Annotated in this window: 15 protein-coding genes; 4 read left to right on the forward strand and 11 right to left on the reverse strand. The window is 69.3% G+C overall.

Annotated elements, in window-relative coordinates:
- Positions 1-4: 4 nt before the first annotated feature.
- On the forward strand, positions 5-910 hold the full coding sequence (locus FB471_RS31550; RefSeq protein WP_142003476.1) for an SGNH/GDSL hydrolase family protein: 906 nt from the start codon (positions 5-7) through the stop codon (positions 908-910).
- 7 nt (positions 911-917) lie between these two features.
- On the opposite strand, the gene FB471_RS31555 is transcribed toward FB471_RS31550, so the two are convergent.
- Positions 918-3,548 carry a valine--tRNA ligase gene (locus FB471_RS31555; RefSeq protein ID WP_142003477.1) on the reverse strand — a complete coding sequence of 877 codons (2,631 nt, stop codon included), beginning with the start codon at positions 3,546-3,548 and terminating at the stop codon, positions 918-920.
- Between the two features lie 65 nt (positions 3,549-3,613).
- Here FB471_RS31555 and FB471_RS31560 point away from each other — a divergent pair, with 65 nt between their 5' ends.
- Positions 3,614-5,920: an FdhF/YdeP family oxidoreductase gene (locus tag FB471_RS31560; RefSeq protein ID WP_142003478.1), complete on the forward strand. Its 2,307-nt coding sequence runs from the start codon at positions 3,614-3,616 to the stop codon at positions 5,918-5,920.
- Positions 5,921-5,924: 4 nt separating this feature from the next.
- On the opposite strand, the gene FB471_RS31565 is transcribed toward FB471_RS31560, so the two are convergent.
- The 6 genes from FB471_RS31565 to FB471_RS31585 all read right to left on the reverse strand — a co-directional run bounded on the left by FB471_RS31565 (position 5,925) and on the right by FB471_RS31585 (position 13,005).
- Positions 5,925-6,599: a GOLPH3/VPS74 family protein gene (locus FB471_RS31565; protein ID WP_142003479.1), complete on the reverse strand. Its 675-nt coding sequence runs from the start codon at positions 6,597-6,599 to the stop codon at positions 5,925-5,927.
- Between the two features lie 101 nt (positions 6,600-6,700).
- Positions 6,701-7,894, reverse strand: a complete 1,194-nt coding sequence (locus FB471_RS31570; protein ID WP_170221068.1) for a DUF222 domain-containing protein — start codon at positions 7,892-7,894, stop codon at positions 6,701-6,703.
- A gap of 402 nt (positions 7,895-8,296) precedes the next feature.
- The gene (locus FB471_RS31575) at positions 8,297-8,902 is read right to left on the reverse strand and encodes a gamma carbonic anhydrase family protein (RefSeq protein ID WP_142003481.1); all 606 of its coding nucleotides are present in this window, start codon (positions 8,900-8,902) and stop codon (positions 8,297-8,299) included.
- A gap of 5 nt (positions 8,903-8,907) precedes the next feature.
- Positions 8,908-11,442: a M14 family zinc carboxypeptidase gene (locus FB471_RS31580; protein ID WP_246076821.1), complete on the reverse strand. Its 2,535-nt coding sequence runs from the start codon at positions 11,440-11,442 to the stop codon at positions 8,908-8,910.
- A 76-nt stretch (positions 11,443-11,518) separates the two neighbouring features.
- Positions 11,519-11,641 (reverse strand): MFS transporter small subunit, encoded by a 123-nt coding sequence (locus FB471_RS35600; RefSeq protein ID WP_281287460.1) that lies wholly within the window; start codon positions 11,639-11,641, stop codon positions 11,519-11,521.
- On the reverse strand, positions 11,641-13,005 hold the full coding sequence (locus tag FB471_RS31585) for an L-lactate MFS transporter (protein ID WP_142003482.1): 1,365 nt from the start codon (positions 13,003-13,005) through the stop codon (positions 11,641-11,643). The genes FB471_RS35600 and FB471_RS31585 overlap by 1 nt, the downstream gene beginning before the upstream one ends.
- 146 nt (positions 13,006-13,151) lie before the next feature.
- Between FB471_RS31585 and fdhD the strand changes: the two genes are divergently transcribed.
- Positions 13,152-13,982 carry a formate dehydrogenase accessory sulfurtransferase FdhD gene (fdhD, locus tag FB471_RS31590; RefSeq protein WP_142003483.1) on the forward strand — a complete coding sequence of 277 codons (831 nt, stop codon included), beginning with the start codon at positions 13,152-13,154 and terminating at the stop codon, positions 13,980-13,982.
- Between the two features lie 92 nt (positions 13,983-14,074).
- Positions 14,075-15,013 carry an alpha/beta hydrolase gene (locus tag FB471_RS31595; protein WP_142003484.1) on the forward strand — a complete coding sequence of 313 codons (939 nt, stop codon included), beginning with the start codon at positions 14,075-14,077 and terminating at the stop codon, positions 15,011-15,013.
- Here FB471_RS31595 and FB471_RS31600 read toward each other — a convergent pair.
- The 4 genes from FB471_RS31600 to FB471_RS31615 all read right to left on the reverse strand — a co-directional run bounded on the left by FB471_RS31600 (position 14,998) and on the right by FB471_RS31615 (position 18,544).
- Complete coding sequence (locus tag FB471_RS31600; RefSeq protein WP_142003485.1) at positions 14,998-15,912, reverse strand: sensor histidine kinase; 915 nt, start codon at positions 15,910-15,912, stop codon at positions 14,998-15,000. The two genes, FB471_RS31595 and FB471_RS31600, sit on opposite strands and share 16 nt — an antisense overlap.
- 127 nt (positions 15,913-16,039) lie before the next feature.
- On the reverse strand, positions 16,040-16,372 hold the full coding sequence (locus tag FB471_RS31605; protein WP_142003486.1) for a hypothetical protein: 333 nt from the start codon (positions 16,370-16,372) through the stop codon (positions 16,040-16,042).
- Between the two features lie 31 nt (positions 16,373-16,403).
- Positions 16,404-17,699 carry an ATP-dependent Clp protease ATP-binding subunit ClpX gene (gene clpX / locus FB471_RS31610; RefSeq protein WP_142003487.1) on the reverse strand — a complete coding sequence of 432 codons (1,296 nt, stop codon included), beginning with the start codon at positions 17,697-17,699 and terminating at the stop codon, positions 16,404-16,406.
- Positions 17,700-17,914: 215 nt separating this feature from the next.
- Entirely contained in the window at positions 17,915-18,544 is a 630-nt protein-coding gene (locus FB471_RS31615; protein WP_142003488.1) for an ATP-dependent Clp protease proteolytic subunit, read from the reverse strand.
- Between the last annotated feature and the right edge of the window lie 15 nt (positions 18,545-18,559).

Raw genomic sequence — 18,559 nt, forward strand, 5'->3', positions numbered from 1 at the left:
TCCCATGGGCACTCGCCGAAGCCTGTCCGCCACCGCCGGCGCGATCACGGTCGCGCTCGTCACCGCGGTCGTCCTGGCCGCCAGTACGCTGACCGCCGCCGCGACCGGCGGCTCCACCACGACCTTCCGGCACTACGTCGCGCTCGGCGACTCCTACACCTCCGGTCCACTGATCCCGCTACCGCGGCTGGACCCGGTCGGCTGCGTCCGCTCGACCAGCAACTACCCGGCGCTGCTCGCGCACAAGCTGCGGGTCCACACCTACACCGACGTCAGTTGCGGGGGCGCGGACACCGGCGATATGACCAGCCCGCAGGAGGTGTTCCTGGGGCCGAACCCGCCGCAGTTCGACGCGCTGCGCCCGCACACGGACCTGGTCACGGTCGGCATCGGCGGCAACGACCACGGCGTGTTCGGCAGCCTGGTCGGCACCTGCCCAGGGCTGCGGGCCGAGGACCCGACCGGCGCGCCCTGCCGGGAGCACTTCACCGAGGACGGGGTGGACACCATCCTGGCGAAGATCTCCGACACCCGGCGCAATGTCACCGAGGTGCTGCGCGGCATCCACGAGCGCTCGCCGCGGGCGAGGGTGCTGCTGATCGGCTACCCGCGGATCGCGCCGGAAACCGGCTACTGCCCGAACGTGCTGCCGTTCGCCGAGGGCGACTACGCCTGGCTGAACGAGGTCGAGCGGGCCCTCAACGCCGCGCTGGAGAACGCGGCCGCGGCGGACGGAGACACGACCTACGTGGACACCTTCGGTCCCTCGCGCGGGCACGACGCCTGCCAGCCGCGCGGCACGGCCTGGGTGAACGGCCAGCACCGCAAGCTGTTGGCCGCGGCCGAGTACCATCCGTACCTGACCGGGATGCGGGGCGTGGCCGGCGTGACCTACGCCCAGCTGAGGTAACGGCGGCTCAACCCGGGGGCAGGGCCGCCAGCCGGGCGTTGATCCGGTCGATATCGGCCGCGGCGGTGTCCCTGCGCACCCGGATCTTGTCCACCACCTCGGCGGGAGCCTTGTCCAGGAACGACTGATTGCCGAGCTTGCCCTCGGTCTGCTTGAGTTCCTGCTCCGCCGCGGCGAGGTCCTTCCGCAACCGCTTGCGCTCGGCGTCCACGTCGACGGCGCCGGAGAGGTCCAGCTCCACGCCGACCAGGCCACCTGCCAGTCCGACCTCCAGCGAGGCGCTCGCGGTGAAGGGCTCCTCCGGTTCGGTCAACCGCACCAGCGACCTGATCGCAGGCTCGTGCCCGTCCAGCGCGGCGAACCCGGCGCCGGACAGCCTCGCCGACACCCGCTGGCCCGGCTTGAGGCCCTGATCGGCCCGGAAGCGTCGCAGTTCGGTCACCAGCTTCTGCAGGTCGGTGATCCGCGCGGCAGCATCCTGGTCGGCGAAGCGACCGGAGCCTTCGGCCCGCACCGGCCACGGCGCGATGACCACGGACTCGCCGCCGGTGAGCGCGGTCCACAGCTTCTCCGTGATGAACGGCACGATCGGGTGCAGCAGGCGCAGCACCGTGTCCAGCGCGTGCCCGAGCACCAGCCGGGTGTTCCCGGCGTACTCGCCTGCCAGCTGCACCTTGGCCAGCTCGAGATACCAGTCGCAGAGCTCGTCCCAGGTGAAGTGGTACAGCGCGTTGGTGGCCTTGCCGAACTGGAACTGCTCCAGCAGCGTGTCCACCTCGGACACCACGGCGTCCAACCTGCCGAGGATCCAGCGGTCCGCCTCGGTCAGCGCGCCCGGTTCCGGCAGCGGCTCCGCCACGCTCGCGCCGTTCAGCAGCGCGAACCGGGTGGCGTTCCACAGCTTCGTGCAGAAGTTGCGGGCTCCGGCGGCCCACTCCTCGGCCAGCGCCATGTCCCCGCCGGGGTTGGCGCCGCGGGCCAGGGTGAACCGGGTGGCGTCGGCGCCGTAGTCGTTCATCCAGTCCAGCGGGTCGATCACGTTGCCGCGCGACTTGGACATCTTCTTGCCGCCTGCGTCCCGGATCAGGCCGTGCAGGTAGACGTGGTCGAAGGGCCGGACGCCGTCCATCGCGTACAGGCCGAACATCATCATCCTGGCGACCCAGAAGAACAGGATGTCGTACCCGGTGGACAGCACGCTGGTCGGATAGAACTTGGCCAGGTCGGCTGTGGACTCCGGCCAGCCGAGGGTGGAGATCGGCCACAACCCCGAGGAGAACCAGGTGTCCAGCACGTCCGGGTCCTGGTGCCAGCCTTCCTCGGTGGGCGGCTCCTCGCCAGGGCCGAGACAGATGGTCTCGCCGCCCGGGCCGTACCAGACCGGGATCCGGTGCCCCCACCACAGCTGGCGGGAGATGGTCCAGTCGTGCATGTTGTCGACCCACTCGAAGTAGCGCTTGGCCAGCTCCGGCGGGTGGATCGTGGTCCGGCCGTCCCGCACGGCGTCCCCCGCCGCCCGGGCCAGCGGCTCCACCCTGACCCACCACTGCAGGGACAGTCGCGGCTCGACCACCGTGTCGCAACGGGAGCAGTGCCCGACGGCGTGCAGGTACGGCCGCTTCTCCGCGACGATCCGGCCCTGCTCGCGCAGCGCGGCGACCACCGCGGGCCGCGCCTCGAACCGGTCCAGGCCCTCGAACGGGCCGGGGGCGATGACCACACCGCGCTCGTCCATGATCGTGAGCGCCGGAAGGTCCCTGCGCCTGCCGATCTCGAAGTCGTTCGGATCGTGCGCGGGGGTCACCTTGACCGCGCCGGTACCGAACTCCGGGTCCACGTGCTCGTCGGCCACCACCGGAATCCTCCGCCCGGTCAGCGGCAGCTCGACCTCAGTGCCCACCAGGTGCGCGTAGCGTTCGTCCTCCGGGTGCACCGCGATGCCCGTGTCCCCGAGCATGGTCTCGGCCCGGGTGGTGGCGACCACGACGGCGTCAGCCCCCTCGCCGTAGCGGATCGAGACCAGCTCGCCCTCGTCCTCGGAGTGGTCCACCTCGATATCGGACAGGGCCGTGTGGCAGCGCGGGCACCAGTTGATGATGCGCTCGGCCCGGTAGATCAAGCCTTCGTCGTGCAGCTTCTTGAAGACGGTCTGCACCGCGCGGGACAGATTGTCGTCCATGGTGAAGCGCTCGCGGGTCCAGTCCACGCCGTCGCCGAGCCTGCGCATCTGGTCGAGGATCTTGCCGCCGTACTCGGCCTTCCACTCCCAGACGCGCTCGACGAACCGCTCGCGGCCGAGGTCGTGCCGGGAGACACCCTCCGCGGCGAGCTCCCGTTCCACCACGTTCTGGGTGGCGATGCCCGCGTGGTCCATGCCGGGCAGCCAGAGCACCTCGTAGCCCTGCATCCGGCGCCGCCTGGTCATCGCGTCCATCAGCGTGTGGTTCAGCGCGTGCCCCATGTGCAGGCTGCCGGTGACGTTCGGCGGGGGCAGCACGATGGTGAACGGCGGGCGGTCCGAGTTCGCGTCCGCCGTGAAGTAGCCGGCGTCTACCCAGCGCTGGTAGAGGGCGGCCTCTTCCTCGGCCGGGTTCCAGGCATGGGGCAGGTCGGTCTGCTGGGGCGCGTTCTCCGTCACAGCTAGCCAGTCTACGAAGCAGCCCGGGGGTGCGGAGCCCACCCCCGAAGGAGCACCATGAACCCGTGACACGTAAGGCACCACGGCAGGACGTCGACGAGAACCGCGTCGAGACGAGCACCCCGAAGGACTGGGCGGCGGGAATCACCGGCGTGACGGTGTCGCTGGCCCGCGGGCTGGAACAGATGGGGGTCGGTCGCACGGTCCGCACGCTGCGGTTGCTCAACCAGCGCGAGGGGTTCGACTGCCCCGGCTGCGCCTGGCCGGAGCCGCGCGAGGCCGACGGTGAGCGGCGCAAGCTCGCCGAGTTCTGTGAGAACGGGGCCAAGGCCGTCGCCGAGGAGGCCACCCGGCGCCTGGTCGACGCCGCGTTCTTCGCCCGGCACCCGGTGGCCGAGCTGGCCGAGCGCACCGACTACTGGCTGGGCCAGCAGGGGCGGCTGACCGAGCCGATGGTGCTGCGCGAGGGGGCGACGCACTACGAACCGATATCCTGGGACGAGGCGTTCGCACTCACCGCGAGCACCCTGCGCGGCCTGGACGACCCGAACGAGGCGATCTTCTACACCTCCGGGCGTACCAGCAACGAGGCCGCGTTCCTCTACCAGTTGCTGGTGCGCTCCTTCGGCACGAACAACCTGCCGGACTGCTCGAACATGTGCCACGAGTCCTCCGGGGCCGCGCTGTCCGCGACCACCGGCATCGGCAAGGGGTCGGTGAGCCTCGCCGACATCCATCAGGCCGACCTGATCGTGGTCGTCGGGCAGAACCCGGGCACCAACCACCCACGCATGCTCTCTGCGCTGGAAGAGGCCAAGGCGGCCGGGGCTCGGATCGTGGCGGTGAACCCGCTGCCCGAGGCGGGCCTGATGCGGTTCAAGAACCCGCAGAACGTGCGCGGGGTCGTCGGCAAGGGGACACAGCTTGCCGACGAGTTCGCGCAGATCAAGCTGGGTGGCGACCTCGCCTTCTTCCAGGCGATCGGGCACCTGCTGCTGGCCTGGGAACGGGCGGCGCCCGGCACGGTGCTGGACCGCTCCTTCGTCGAAGGATCCACGTACGGGTTCGAGGAGTACGTCGAGCGGGTCGGCGAGCTGGACTGGGACGAGGTGGACGAGGCCACCGGCCTGGACCGGGATCAGATCGTCCGGATCGCGCGCATGCTGGCCGACTCGAAGCGCACGATCTACTGCTGGGCCATGGGTCTGACCCAGCACAAGCACGCGGTGGCCACCATCACCGAGATCGTGAACGTGGCCCTGCTGCGGGGCATGATCGGCAAGCCGGGCGCGGGGCTGTGCCCGGTGCGCGGGCACTCCAACGTGCAGGGCGACCGCACCATGGGTGTCTGGGAGAAGATGCCGGAGAGCTTCCTCGGCGCGTTGGAACGGGAGTTCGGCGTCCCGATCCCCCGTGCGCACGGCTGGGACACGGTGGACGCCATCCGGGCCATGCGGGACGGCCGGGGCAAGGTGTTCTTCGCGGTCGGCGGCAACTTCGCGGCCGCCACCCCGGACTCGGAGCTGACCGAGCGCGCGCTGCGTTCGTGCGAGCTGACCGTGCACGTGTCGACGAAGTTGAACCGCTCGCATGTGGTGCCCGGTCGGACCGCCCTGATCCTGCCCACGCTCGGCCGGACCGAGCGCGACGCGCAGCCGGGCGGCGAGCAGTTCGTGACGGTGGAGGACTCGATGTCGGCGGTGCACACCTCCCGTGGCCGCCTTCGCCCGGCGAGCGACAAGCTGCTCTCCGAGGTCGCGATCATCTGCCGGACGGCCCGCACGCTGTTCGGTGCGGACCACCCGGTGCCCTGGCAGGCGTTCGAGGGCGACTACGACCTGATCAGGGAACGCATCGGCCGGGTGGTGCCGGGCTGCGCGGACTACAACGCCCGGGTGCGCGAGCCGGACGGTTTCGTACTGCCACACGCACCCCGCGACTCGCGGGAGTTCACCGGAACTCGCACCGGCAAGGCCCAGTTCACGGTCAACGAGCTGGAGTTCCCGAGGGTCGGTGCCGGCAGGCTGCTGCTGCAGACCCTGCGCAGTCACGACCAGTACAACACCACGATCTACGGGCTCTCCGACCGGTATCGCGGCGTCGAGGACGGCCGGCGGGTGGTGTTCATGCATCCCGACGACCTCGCCAAGCTCGGTTTCGCCGACGGTGAGCTGGTCGACCTGGTTTCCGAGTGGACCGACCGGGAGCGGCGCGCGCCGCGGTTCCGCGTGATCGCCTATCCCTGCGCGCGGGGGTGCGCGGCCGCCTACTTCCCCGAAGCCAACGCGCTGGTGGCGCTGGATTCGGTGGCGAAGACCTCGAACACTCCGGTGTCGAAGTCGATCGTGGTGCGGCTGGAGCCGACGAGCTGAGTCGTCAGGTCGTCGCGGTCAAGATGGTCGGGACGAACACGGCCACCATGACCGCCGCGGTGATCTCCTCCACGGCCTTGCCCATCGCGTCCGAGACCCAGTTGCCCTCGGCGATCTTCTTCGCCCGCTCGTCGACCAGTTTCGCGTCGTCGGTCTCCACGGCCTTGCCTGCCGACTTCGTGGCGCTGAGCAGGGAGATGAGGGCCACCTCTCGCTCACCGGGGTCCTCGCCGTCGACCAGCACGCGCCGCAGGCCCGCCCGGATCCCGTCCTCGTGCGCGGAGTCCTCCGCCGGCCACCGAGTGGTCGGGAAGATCCCCAGGATCCGGCCACGCTCGCGGCGGAGAATGCCACGATCGGCCAGCCCGGTGAGCAGCCGGGTGGACAGTTGGTTACCCGCGAGCGCACCGATCGCCTGCTGTGGCTTCCCCCCATCGAGTTCACCGAGCTTCTCCAGTGCCTCGTCCAGCACGGGCTGCCCGGTCGGTGTGCCGTCCCGCAGGACCAGCCTTCCCTCCTGAGCCTGCTCCCCCTCGCCCGCGACGGCGACCTTGTCCTGCATCGCCAGCTCGATCAGCAGCGCGCCGGCCAGCAGATGCTCGAGGTTTGTCACCCCGCGTGCGGGCTCACCGGTGTCATCCTCGAACACCAGGAGCAACAGGTCCTCCGCGATCAACATGCTTGGCAGGGTAATAGCCGAACCGCCTTCATGTACCCGAAACGGGCAGTCAGCCGATCGAGGGATTCCCGAGGACTCGTGTCATCGCAGCTCATCACCCCTCAGAAGGGTGGGGTGTCGTCTGGTTCGGGGGTGAGGGGTTCGTGGAGTGGTTCGGGCGGGTTGGTGTGTACGTCTCCGTGGGGTGTGGTGATGGTCGGTACCCCGTCAACGACTTCGTACTTCCACCCCGGTAGATCTTTCAGGTGGTGGTCCCGCTCGCAGTACCCCACCAACTCCTTCGCGTTGGTGGTGCCGCCTTGGGCCCACCCGGTGGTGTGGTCGTTCTGGCACCGCTGCGAGGGCCGGTGACACCCGATCCCTCGGCATTCCCGATCGCGTACTCGCACGAACTCGTCCAGCGCCGCCGTCGGCCGGTACCGGGTGCGCCCCAGATCCGTCGGATGCCCCGTGACGGGGTCGGTCAGCAACCGGCGCCACACACCATCCGGTCGAGAGGCCAACTCGCGTGCCAGCGCGGCCGGGATATGCCCATGTCCGGCCAGGTACCCCGGCTGCTCATCCAACCCCAACAGCGAACTGGCCGCGAAGTACAGAAACACCTCGGTGCGCGGCGCCCGAACCGTGCCGCTCTCGCGCAGGGCGAGGTCGGCGAACACATCCGCCCGCAACTGCTCCACCGTCCGCTCGTCTCCCTGTCGCCGCTGTTGCCGGGCGATGCGGTCACACCGGGCGTAGAGGGCGGTGGCGACCTCGGTGGGTAGGTCGGCCACCAGGGTGGAGACCCCGTCCTCCTGGTGCACCACCTCCAGCGACCGTTGCTCCCGCCGGGCTCGTGCCCGCTCGGGGTCCACGGCCAGTACCTGCTGCCGTACCGCCCGCCGCACCTGCGCAGGGTCCTTACCCACCAGCTTGTCGGCGATGCGCCGGTCCACCTCCCCCGCCTGCACATCTGACAGCACCCCCGTCGGCTCGGACACCGCCCGCGCCCGATCCTGGTCAATCATCCCGGCCCGGAAGGCGGCCAGGGTGCACGGCAACCGACTCGTCAGGTCGAGCCCTAGAGTGAGGGTGCGTTCCACCCGGTGCGGGGTCCACCGCACCCGCCCGGCCACCTCCTTCACCACCGACTCCCGCACCCCACCCTCCCGGGCGAACCGGGCCAGTAGCAGCACCCTCCGCGCCTCGGCCCGAGCGATCACCCGCTCATTGGTTTCCAAAGTATCCAATACATCCCCGGGGGATCTGTCCTCGTCCGGGGAATCCTGCTGCGGATCGGAACGGTATCTCTCCACGTCCACAATGATATCGAAATGCCCGACAGAATGGGGTGGGAGATGACGCTGTCGATCGGTTTTCACCCGAATGTGTGTTCGAAACGACCGGGGTGGCCGGTGGGGTGGGGAGTGTCGTTCCGTGGGGTGCTGGCGCTGGTGAACAGGCCTGCCCGGGGTGATCCGTGGAGCGCCAGTACCTCACGGCGTGCCGAAGGCGTGCCCGAGACCCAACCCCGAGCTGCCCCGCCACCCGCATCCACCCATCCCTTCCCCGCGAACGGCAAACTCGCCTACGCCAACAGCAAACTCGGTTACATGAATGGCCAACACGGTTACATGAGCAGCAAACACGCGCGCGTGGGGAGCAAACTCGCGTATACGAATGGCCAACGCGTGCGCGTGGGGAGCAAACACGGTGGGTCAGGTGAGGGGGCGATCGTTGCGGTGGCGATCGAGAGCGCGGCCGTAGCGGCGGGAGACTTCGGGCATGCTGGTCTCCCCCTCGCCTGGGCGGTCCAGACCGAACACGTAACCGGGGAAGTCCAGTTCTCGCTGCACCTCCCAGATGCGCTCGTGCTCCTCCGGCGCGAGTACCTGCGCGGGATTGCCCACCGCGACCCAGTTTATCGGCACCGTGGTATCCGCGGAGAGCACCGTACGCAGGTGCACCACGGCGTTGATCCGGACCTCCGAGCGCGGGCCGATCTCGGCGCCGTTGAACACCCGACTCCCGGAAGCCAGGAACACGTCGTCGGCCACCGTGCACCCGGTGAGGTAAGCACCGGGACCGACGAGTACATGTCGCCCCAGCCGCAACACATCCCGTGGCGTACCGCGTAGCACCGCGTTCTCCATCACGATGCATCCCTCGCCGAGTTCCACCGGCCCGCCCTCGGCGGTCAGCACCGCACCGAACAGTATTCGGCAGTGCGGACCGACCACGACCTTGCCGGCCAGTGTCGCGTTCGGAGCGACATACGCGGTCGGGTGTACCTCGGGAACCTCGTTGCGATGTTCGAGCAGCATGCGGTTCAGGGTCCCGCCCAGAACACCGCACGGGCAACCTGGGCGTACAAACCCTTCGGATGGCCACGGAACAATGGCTCGGTGCCGAACAGGACCGTGCGCGCGCCGCCCTCCGCGGTACCGGAGACCACCGCCGCCGATCCGGCTGCCTGTTCCGGGCCCCGACCCTGGTCCGAGCCGAGCCAGTGACCCGCCACCAACGGATCGCCCTCCGCGTAACGCTGTTCGACACGCACACCGGCACCGAGATCAGTGAACCAGTACGGGGAGTACACAAAGGAATGAGCGGGCGATCCGGAACCGACCGGCCCGGCGGATCCGGTCATGGCGACGACCCCGTTCGCGCTGCCGGTTCCGGCGACCGCCCGCACCGCGAGCAAGCCGGCCGCCTCGTTGAACGCCGCCCCGGTACTGCCGCGGGCGACCACACCGCCGCCCGCGGCGAGGAAACCGTCCACTTCGGCCTTCGCTCGTTCGTTCAGCCGGCGGTAGTCCAGCCCTGCCGAGACGAACAGCGTGTCCACTCCGCTCAGGTCGAAGCCGCCGTCGAGCACCTCGGTGGACACCGGTCGCACCTGGAAACCCAACTCGCGCAACACCGCGAGTTCGTCGGCGGCCACCGCCGCGGCGAGTACCGGCGTACGCAACAGCGGACCACGCTCCCCCGCGGGCGCGGCCCGGAAGCGCACACCGAACTCCTCGGCGGCCTCGCGCGCGGCCACCCGTGCCGCGGCCGGTATGATCACCGTGCCCTCGCGACCGCGGTACGCCTCGAGTCCCTTGCCCAGCAAGTAGTTCAGTGCTCGTACATCCGCACCGTCGGTAAGGCTGAGCGCGAGGTCCCGGCCCGGCGCCGCGTCGATCCCGCCAGTCGGAGCCGCGGCCGACACCGGCTTCGTCCACACGCGCGGCTTCTCCTCGGCCACGACGTGTACCGAGGCACCCCACAACAACCGGTGACTCCAGCCGGAGATGTCGTACATTCTCGGCACGTCAGCGGAGATGTCCTTGCCCGCGCCGAGCATCACGTTGGCGAGCCCGCGCTTCGCCTGATGCATGTCCACAAGGTACGAGCCGGCCGGGTAACGTTTCCCGGCCAACCGGAAGGGCCGCTGCGCGCGCTCGACCCGGATATCGTTGGCCACCAGATGATTCACCAGCCGGGCGGCGGCAGGCGCCGAGCGCTGCCCACTGCCCGCCGGGATGACGTAGGCACGCGGGAACTCCACGGAGTACCGGTCCTCCGGCCCGAAGCCGGGCACGAAGCCGTCCGGGATCTCCGGCTGTGACTCGCCGGCGTGGCCACGGCGGAACTGCTCGATCTGGTCGGCGACCAGATCGCCACGATTGGTCTCGGCGTACTCGACACCGGCCCGGATGGTCGCCGCGGCCACGTCGGTGTTGATGCTCGACCGGCGTCGCAGCTCCTCGACCGGCAGTTCCTCGTAGGCGTCCCGGTTCACCCGCAACGGGATCTCCACGGTGTGCCCGACCGCACCGTGATAGATCGCGTACATCGGGGTGAAGATCGGTGGCCAGTCGTCCCAGTCGCCGGGCGCGTAGTCACGGAACGGGATATCCGCCCGTGCCGTCTCCGGGTGACCGAGCTCGCCGATCGCCTTCTCCATCCCCAGCGCGTTGGCGTAGGCGTGCTTGATGTAGAGGTCGTACTCGTAGTTCTGGCCGTGCGGTGGGGTACCGGGCTCGATCAGCGTGGTGCCGGTGTAGCCGTGCTCGTCCAGCATCAGCAGCGGCTGCGTGCGGATCGCCACGTCCCGCATGGCCCTGGACTCCGGCTGGGTCCCGGTGATGTGGTCCCGGTTGATGTCGAACCCGGCCGCGTTCGTCCTGGTTCCGGCCACCCGGCCGTCCGGGTTGTTGGTGACGGTGAAGTAGATCCTGGTCCGTTCCAGCAGCCGCCTCGTCGCGTGGTCCGAGCTGGTGGCCAGGTCCTCGATCACGCGCAGCGCGCCGTCGGTGCCCTCCCACTCGTCCCCGTGGATGTTCGCGTTGATCCAGACCGGGGCCTTGTAGGCATGCCGCAGCCACGGGCTGCGTGCGGCCAGTCTCGGATTGTTCTCGATGAGCTCCCGCCAGTGCCGCTGCAACCGTGTCTCGAACGGCCGCTCGGGTGCGGTCACCGTCACCAGATAGATGTCCCTGCCGAGGGTGGACTGCCCGATCACCTCGGCCGACACCCGGTCACTGCGTGCCTGCAGCTCGTTCAGCTCCGGCGCGATCGCGTGGTACGGCGTCAGCCCGAGCTTGATCGACTTGTCCGCCGGGTCCTCAGGGAACACGCGCAGCTCGGTCCGCCGGGGGTAGCCACGCCAGTCGCCGTGGCGGTGGCTCTCGCCCGCCGCCGCGGCCAGCGCACGCGGCGGCGGATCGGTGGCGGCGACCGCGTTGCGTTCCGGCCCGTTGGCCCGCTCGCGATGGGGGCGGTCAGCGTCATCGGCCTGTACCGGCAGCGCCAGTGCGGGCAGGATCAACAGCAGCGCCAGCAGCACGAGCAGGCGGCGGACCGGACGGACGAACACCCCAGACCTCCCTCAGCCGGAAGAAGTCCGACAAGTGTTTCGTCCTGCTAAGGAGTTGGCAAGAGGTATCCCGGAGTCAGCCGCCGAACAGCTGGATCGCCTTGCGCACCAGCTCGGCGAGGCCGTATGCGAACGGCACCCCTACCCAGCACCAGGCCAGCACCATCAGCACCGGCCTGCGCGTCTCCCGCTCGGTCATCACGCCTCCCGTACGGCCGGCTCGCCCTGCTGGCCCGGCACTGGTTCATGGTGTTTCGGATGGACCGGCCGCACCAGCTCGTTGGCCAGGAACGCCACCACGAGCAGGGCGATCATCACGTAGAACGAGGTGGCGTACAGGGCGGGCCCGTCGAGCCCCTCGGCGGCACGCGCGTCCGCGATGGCGTTCACGATCAGCGGCCCCAGCACCCCGGCCGTCGACCAGGCGGTGAGCAACCTGCCGTGGATGGCACCGACCTGGTAGGTGCCGAAGAGGTCCTTCAGGTACGCGGGAACGGTCGCGAACCCACCGCCGTAGAAGGACAGGATCACCAACGCGCTGGCGATCACCACCAGCTTCGACGAGTTGCCGGTGAGCGCGATCGTCAGGTACAGCAGCGCACCGACACCGAGATAGATCCGGTAGATGTTCTTGCGGCCCACCAGATCCGATGTGGACGACCAGACGAAACGGCCGAGCATGTTGGTCAGGGACAGCAACGCGACGAAACCGGCAGCGGCCGCGGCCCCGACCGGGGCGCTGGTTTCCGCGAAGAAGTCGGTGATCATCGGGGCGGCCTTCTCCAGGATGCCGATCCCGGCGGTCACGTTGAAGCACAGCACGATCCACAGGCACCAGAACTGCGGAGTCCGGACCGCTTGGGACGCGGACACGTTGGCCGTGGTGATCATGGACTTCCCGCTGTGCGGCTTCGGCGACCCGCCGGCAGGCCGCCAGCCCTCCGGCGGTACCCGCACGAGCAGTACGCCGGCCGACATGAACACCGCGTACACCACCCCGTGCACGGCGAAGCTGGCCGCGATGCCCCCGGTTGTGCTGCCGAAGGAGCTCAGCATCTGGCTGGACCAGGGGGAGGCGATCAGGGCCCCACCGCCGAAGCCCATGATGGCGATCCCGGTCGCCATCCCCGGTCGGTCCGGGAACCACTTGATCAGCGTGGAGACCGGCGAGATGTAGCCGATCCCGAGCCCGATGCCGCCGATGAAGCCGTAGCCCAGCACCACCAGCCAGTACTGCGCGGTCGCCGCGCCGAGCGCGGAGACGAGGAAACCGGAGGAGAAGCAGGTCATCGCGACGAACATCGCCCAGCGCGGACCCTTGCGCTCCACCAGCGTGCCACCGAAAGCCGCGGACAACCCGAGCATCACTATCCCTACCGTGAACGGCAGCGCGCTCTGGGTTCCGGACAGGCCGAGGGACTCCTCCAGCGGCGGTTTGAACACGCTCCAGGCGTAGACCTGGCCGATCGCGAGGTGAACCGAGAGCGCCGCCGGCGGAATCAGCCACCGGCTCCAGCCCGCGGGGGCAACGCTGCGCGACCGGTCCAGGAAGCTGACGGCCATCGGGCACCTCCGTACGCTGGAAGAGTCCAGGAGAGTCGTGAAGTTGCTGAAGGTGCACTATATTGTCTACACCATACAGCGACCCAGTCGACACCCGAGACGATTCGGGACGAACCTCCAACGTTTCGAGACAGGGGTGAGGATCCATGGGCCGGGTCATCGTGCGTCGACCGGTGCGGATGCTGTCCGCGTCCGGGCAGCGACACCGCCCGGACGCGCTGGCCGCGGAAGAGCCGTTGGAGCTTCGGGTCGGCGGCCGGTCCCTCGCCGTCACCATGCGCACCCCCGGTAACGACGTGGAACTGGCACACGGGTTCCTGCTGTCCGAAGGCGTACTCGGCGACCGGGAGGACGTCGCCACGGCCCGGTACTGCGACTCGGTGGACGAGACCGGCCGCAACACCTACAACGTGCTGGACCTGGCTCTGGCCGCCGGGGTGGCACCGCCGGAACTCGGCGTGGAGCGCAACTTCTACACCACGTCCTCGTGCGGGGTGTGTGGGAAGGCGGCACTGGACGCGGTCCGGCTGAAGACGCGCTTCAGCCCGGCGGGTACGCCCTTCCCGGTGAGCACGAGCATGCTGGCCACCCTGCCGGACGCGTTGCGCGAGCGGCAGCGGGTGTTCGCCGCCACCGGCGGCCTGCACGCGGCCGCGCTGTTCGCCGCGGACGGTTCGCTACTGGCCGTACGGGAGGACGTGGGCAGGCACAACGCCGTGGACAAAGTACTCGGCTGGGCGCTGCTGGAGGGCAGGGTGCCGCTGGGCGCCGCGGGGTTGCTGGTATCCGGGCGCGCCTCCTTCGAGCTGGTGCAGAAGGCGGCGATGGCGGGGCTTCCGCTGCTCGCCGCGGTGTCCGCTCCCTCCTCGCTCGCCGTCGAGCTCGCCGAGGAGAACGGCATGACCCTGGTCGGCTTCCTGCGCGGCGACACGATGAATCTCTACACCGGGGAACACCGGCTGACCGACCTCGCCTGATCGGGCGAGCGGCGGCGGGCGGGGCGAGTTTCCGCCTAGACTCGGGAGTTGGACCAGCCGGTTGGCACGGCGTGCGCAGCGGGACGGTGACTATGCGGCGGGGAACGGAGCAGGACTCACCTGGCGGCAGACCCGGCCGCCGGCACAGCAGGCGGTCGGTGGTGATCGCGGGCGCCTCGGGGCTCGCGGTGGCCGGCCTGGCGTTCGGGGCGGGAGCCGGGAAGGTGCCGTTCAGCCCGGCCCTGCATCGTTCGCTCGGTGCCGCCTCCTCCCCGAGCCGCCGAATGGGCTTCAGCCGGACCGAGCGAGTGTTCTCCTCCGCTCGTGGCCGCACGATCGACCTGGTCACCATCCTGCCGACGAAGTCCCCTCCCCCGGGCCTGCCCATGTGCGTGCTGCTGCACGGGCTGCACGGCAGCGCTCGCACGGCCGATCCGACCGGCCTGGTCGAGCGGCTCGGCAACGACGTCGCGCGCGGCGCGGTGCCGCCGTTCGGCTTCGTCGCGGTGGACGGTGGGAACAGCTACTGGCACGAGCGTCTGCCCGGCGACGATCCGATGGCGATGCTGCTGGATGAACTGCCCGGCTGGCTCCGGGAGCGCGGCCTCGGCGACCCCACGGGCACCCCCTTCGCCTGCGCCGGGATGTCCATGGGCGGGTTCGGCGCGCTGCTGTACGCGCGCAGGCGGGCCGAGCGGGGCCGCCCGCCCGCGGCCATCGGCACGCTGGCGCCCGCGCTGATCACCTCCTGGGCGGAGATGCGCAAGCGGGACGCCTTCCGGGACGCCACGGCCTGGGCAAGCCTGGATCCGCTGCGCAACCTTGCCGCCATCCGGGGGATTCACACCGCCGTCTGGTGCGGAACCGAGGACAAGTTCATCTCCGGGGTGCGCCGGTTCATCGCCAGGGCCGATCCCGTGCTCGCCTACACCGCCCGCGGCAGGCACGGCGACACGTTCAACCGCACGGTGGTGCACAGTATGGTCGGCTTCCTCGGCAAGCACGCACCCACCGCTCACAACCGCAGGTAGGTCCGGATCGTGGTGCCGTACTCGTCCCCGTACGTCCGCACCAGGTCGGCCACCTGGTTGACCATGAGCAACCCCCTGCCCCCGACCTGCCGGGGCGGCACCGGCCTGCGTCCGGCCAGCGGATCCCCGATCCGGCCGCCGTCGCTGACCTCACAGACGAGATGTCCCCGCTCCCGCCACAGCCGCAGCACGCCCCCACCGGAGCCGTGCACGATGCTGTTCGCGCTCAGTTCGGCCACCGCGAGGGCAAGGTCGTCCAGCCGGGCGGCGGCCAGACCGAGCCGCTGGGCGTGGTCCATGGCGAAATGCCGGACCGCGCTCAGCCCCCCGGCCTCGAACTGCAGGGTCACCGCCTCCGGCGCGGCGGGCAGCGGCTGGTTGCAGGCGGCGAGCACGCGCTCCGGGGCGTAGCGGCGGCTGGGTCGGTACCCGGCGGAGTCGACCAGCAGCGGATGAGTCGCGCGGGCATCGGCGACCACGGAAGGAGCCAGCCGCTCGCTGTCGTAGGGGCACAGGATGGTCGCGGCCCGGTCCCGGAACGCCAGGTTGATCAGCGCCTCGTGCTGCAGGCATGCCGGGTACTCGCGCTCGGTGCGGCCCGGCCAGATCGGCTCACCGATGATCCGCACCCTGCCGGCGTGCGCGTTGGCGAAGGCGAACAGCACCCCCGGGATGATCCGGCCCGGATTGCGGCCCGCCTCCGCCATGTCGATGAACTCGACGGAGCCGGCCAGCGGCCCCAGGTCAGCGACGATGAGCTCCAGGTTCGGCGGCGGGACGGCCACGGCGACCGGTTCCTCCTCGGCCAACCCGTCGAGAACGAACGGCACGGTCCCGGCCAAATACTCGTCCGCACCCCGGTAGAACAACGCGGGATGGCGTAACGGCGTTCGGTGCACGCGCCCGTCACCTCGGCATTCTCTCCGATCGAGGTTGCGGGGATTACCCGCGGCCGGAACGGAGCAAACCTGGTTCGGCTGGTTTCTCGTCGTCCGACTTTACCCGTCACAAGGGAGGAACAGCAGGTCAGCCCAGCCAGCGTCCGACGACTCCGATCAGCCAGAAGCCCACCGCGATCCCACCGAGCAGGATCACGGTCCAGGCCAGGCGCGGCTTGCGTGTGGTGGCGCCGCGTACCCGCCACTGGGCATAGCCGGCCAGCCCCAGCAGGGGCAGGGGCAACAGCGGGAGTGGGGAGAGCCGGGTGATCGAGGCGACCAGGCATACGGCGACCAGCACCCCGATGGCCACGGCGACCACCTGGTGCAGCACCGGATGCCGCAGCCACAGCACGGTCACCAGACGTTGGGTCAGCTCGCTGATACCACGAACCTCCGGCTCCCGTTCCCGTGGACTCACCTATCGGCACCCCGGCATGCGGGTACGGAGATCAGGCGGATTTCTCGCCACGCTCGCCACGCTGCCGGCGGGACGGCTGGCGCGACACGATTGTGGGGTTGACGTTCTCCCGCACGGTCTGCTCGGTGATCACGACCTTGGCGACGTCATCCCGACTCGGGATGTCGTACATCACCGGCTGGAGGACCTCCTCCATGATCGCCCGGAGGCCACGGGCACCGGTTCCGCGCAGCACGGCCTGGTCGGCGATGGCCTCCAGCGCCGTCTTGGTGAACTCGAGCTCGACGTTGTCGAGTTCGAAGAGCTTCTTGTACTGCTTCACCAGCGCGTTGCGCGGCTCGGTGAGGATCCGTACCAGCGAGTCCTTGTCCAGGTTCGTCACGCTGGCCACCACGGGCAGCCTGCCGATGAACTCCGGGATCAGGCCGAACTTGATCAGGTCCTCCGGCATGGTCTCGCCGAAGACGTCGCTCTCCTCGATCTCCGACTTGGTCCGGATCTCCGAGCCGAAGCCGAGGCCGCGCTTGCCGACCCGCTCGTTGACGATCTTCTCCAGCCCGGCGAACGCACCCGCGACGATGAACAGCACGTTCGTCGTGTCGATCTGGATGAACTCCTGGTGCGGATGCTTACGCCCACCCTGCGGGGGCACGCTGGCGGTGGTGCCCTCCAGGATCTTCAGCAACGCCTGCTGTACGCCCTCACCAGAGACGTCCCTGGTGATCGAGGGGTTCTCCGACTTGCGCGCGATCTTGTCGACCTCGTCGATGTAGATGATCCCGGTCTCGGCCCGCTTGACGTCGTAGTCCGCCGCCTGGATCAGCTTCAGCAGGATGTTCTCCACATCTTCACCGACGTACCCCGCCTCGGTCAGCGCGGTGGCGTCGGCGATCGCGAACGGCACGTTCAGCATCTTGGCCAGCGTCTGCGCGAGATAGGTCTTGCCACAGCCGGTCGGGCCCAGCATGAGGATGTTCGACTTGGCGAGCTCGACCGCCTCCTCCTTGGAGTCCTTCGGCCCGGCCTTGTCGTCGGATTGGATCCGCTTGTAGTGGTTGTAGACGGCGACAGCGAGGGTCCGCTTCGCGTCGTCTTGACCGATTATGTACTGCTCGAGGAAGTCGCGGATCTCGGTGGGCTTGGGCAGTTCGTCGAGTTTGACGTCCCCGGCCTCGGCGAGTTCCTCCTCGATGATCTCGTTGCACAGATCGATGCACTCATCGCAGATGTACACGCCTGGTCCGGCGATGAGCTTCTTCACCTGTTTCTGGCTCTTCCCGCAGAAAGAGCACTTGAGCAGGTCCCCGCCGTCGCCGATCCGTGCCATGACCGTTGACCTCGTCCCCTCCGGTGCGCCAGCACCTGACTGTCTCAGCTGTCCCCGCCACAGCGGGGGTCACGCGCATTGCCACTGACGGTACCCGCCCGGCGCGTCCAACGGGAGCACCGATGGTCACCGAGGCGTGCCGGGGCAGACCCTAAACCAGGAAGCCGGTGTGTGTCCCTCGACAACACACCGGCTCCCGGGGTTTTTCGTCGACCTCAATCCTGCGCCGACGCCTTGCGGTAGGGCAGCACCTCGTCGATCAGGCCGTACTCCTTGGCCTCCTCGGCGGTGAGGATCTTGTCCCGCTCGATGTCGGCCCTGACCTCGTCCGCCGAGCGGTTGGTGTGGCGGGCCAGGGTGGTCTCCATCACGCGCCGCACTCGCTGGATCTCGTTGGCCTGGATCTCCAGGTCGGAGACCTGGCCGTAGCTGCCCTCGGTGGCGGGCTGGTGGATCAGCACCCGCGCGTTGGGTAGGGCCATCCGCTTGCCCGGGGTGCCCGCGGCGAGCAGCACGGCCGCCGCCGAGGCCGCCTGGCCGAGGCACACCGTCGCGATATCCGGACGCACGTACTGCATGGTGTCGTAGATGGCCATCAGCGCGGTGAACGAGCCGCCGGGCGAGTTGATGTAGATCATGATGTCCCGGTCGGGGTCCTCGTGCTCGAGGTGCAGCAGCTGGGCCATCACGTCGTTCGCCGACGCGTCGTCCACCTGCACGCCGAGCATGATCTGCCGCTCCTCGTACAGCTTGTTGTACGGGTTCGACTCCTTGACGCCGTAGCTGGTGCGCTCGACGTAGGACGGCAGGACGTAACGGGACTGGGGAAGGTGAAGCTGGCTCATGTAAGTCTCCTCGTG

This window comes from Amycolatopsis cihanbeyliensis, from assembly GCF_006715045.1.
Classification (GTDB): domain Bacteria; phylum Actinomycetota; class Actinomycetes; order Mycobacteriales; family Pseudonocardiaceae; genus Amycolatopsis; species Amycolatopsis cihanbeyliensis.